Source organism: Mycobacterium sp. E796 (assembly GCF_001672815.1).
In the GTDB taxonomy this organism is placed as follows: domain Bacteria; phylum Actinomycetota; class Actinomycetes; order Mycobacteriales; family Mycobacteriaceae; genus Mycobacterium.
On record NZ_LZKK01000097.1, the window covers coordinates 1 to 1,076 of the forward strand.

Consider the following 1,076-nt stretch of genomic DNA (forward strand, 5'->3'; position numbering starts at 1 on the left):
ATGAGCGAGCGGGTACTTGATCAGGTTGTGGCCATGGCCGACCAGTTGCGCGACCAGGCCGCCGAAGCCGAGCGGATCGGCCGGCTCACCGACGACACCGTGAAGCTGATGAAAGGGGCCGGACTGATCCGGCTGCTGCAACCCAAGAGCTACCAAGGGTTCGAGGTCCATCCGCGCGAGTTCGCCGAAACGGTCATGGCCACCGCGGCGCTGGATCCGGCCGCCGGCTGGATCGTGGGCGTGGTGGGCGTGCATCCCTACCAGCTCGCCTACGCCGATCCGAAGGTGGCTGCCGAGGTGTGGGCCGACGACGTCGACACCTGGGTGGCCTCCCCCTACGCGCCGCAGGGCGTCGCCAAGCCCGTCGATGGCGGCTACCTCTTCAACGGCCGGTGGCAGTTCAGCTCGGGCACCGACCATTGCGATTGGATCATCCTGGGCGCGATGCTCGGCAACGAGCAGGGCATCCCGCTGATGCCGCCGCAGATGCTGCACATGATCCTGCCCCGCACGGACTACGAGATAGTCGAGGACTCCTGGAATGTGGTGGGGCTGAGCGGAACCGGTTCCAAGGACGTCATCGTCAAGGATGCGTTCGTCCCGACCTATCGGACCATGGACGCGGCCAAGGTGATGGATGGCACCGCCCAGCGCGAGGCCGGCATGACCGAGCCGCTGTATCTGATGCCGTGGTCGACGATGTTCCCGCTGGGCATCTCGGCGGCGACCATCGGGATCGCCGAGGGGGCGCTGGCCGCGCACCTGGATTATCAGCGCGAGCGCGTCGGCGCCAGCGGGACCGCGATCAAGGACGACCCGTATGTGATGTATGCGATCGGCGAGGCCGCGGCCGACATCAACGCCGCCCGCCAGGAGTTGCTGGCCAACGCCGAACGGATCTACGACATGGTCGCCGCCGGCAAGGAGGTGTCGTTCGCCGACCGCGCGGCCGGACGCCGGACCCAGGTGCGTGCGGTGTGGCGCGCGGTGTCGGCGGTCGACGAAATCTTCGCCCGCTCCGGCGGAAACGCGGCCCGGATGGACAAGCCCCTGCAACGGTATTGGCGGGACGTGCA

General features: G+C 67.9%; 1 protein-coding gene. It reads left to right on the plus strand.

Annotation, left to right across the window (positions count from 1 at the left end; translation table 11 throughout):
* A partial coding sequence (locus A5706_RS08185; protein WP_068128957.1) for an acyl-CoA dehydrogenase family protein occupies positions 1–1,076 on the plus strand: 1,076 nt, incomplete at its 3' end.